The organism is Nocardia vermiculata NBRC 100427, from assembly GCF_001613265.1.
In the GTDB taxonomy this organism is placed as follows: domain Bacteria; phylum Actinomycetota; class Actinomycetes; order Mycobacteriales; family Mycobacteriaceae; genus Nocardia; species Nocardia vermiculata.
In genome coordinates this window covers 1-554 of sequence record NZ_BDCA01000080.1, presented here as the reverse complement: position 1 = coordinate 554, position 554 = coordinate 1, and the positions used below count along the sequence as shown (strand labels likewise).

At 61.7% G+C, this 554-nt stretch carries 1 protein-coding gene; it reads left to right on the top strand.

The features are described from left to right. Positions 1-24 precede the first annotated feature (24 nt). A partial coding sequence (locus NV2_RS30550) for a vWA domain-containing protein (RefSeq protein ID WP_245662845.1) occupies positions 25-554 on the top strand: 530 nt, incomplete at its 3' end.

Here is a 554-nt window from a genome sequence, read left to right as displayed (position 1 = left end):
GCAGAGTCCGAGGTAGGACTGTCGGTGTATGGGACTGCGACGGGTAATTCGGATGCGGAGAAGTCCGCGGGGTGTCGTGATGTGGTCACGTTGCGTAAGCCGGAATCGATCGACAAGGCCGGACTGAATTCCGCAGTAGACGGGATCACCGCAAGTGGTTACACCCCGATCGGGGAATCATTGCGTGCCGCCGCGAAAGAACTCCCGCAGTCGGGTTCACGCTCGATAGTCCTGGTTTCCGACGGTGAAGACACCTGCGCACCACCGGACCCGTGCGAAGTCGCCCAGGAACTCAACCGCGACGGAGCCAAAATCATCGTCCACGCCATCGGATTCGGCGTCGACGACCGCTCCCGCGAACAACTGACATGCATCGCCCAGAAGACCGGCGGCACCTACAACGATGCCGTGGACGGAGCCGCCCTCAAACAAATCCTGCCACGGGTCAGCCAAGCAGCACTACGCACCTACAAACCCATCGGCACCCCCATCACCGGCACCCCAACCTACAACGACGCACCCACCGCCACACCCGGCCAATACCTCGACACCAT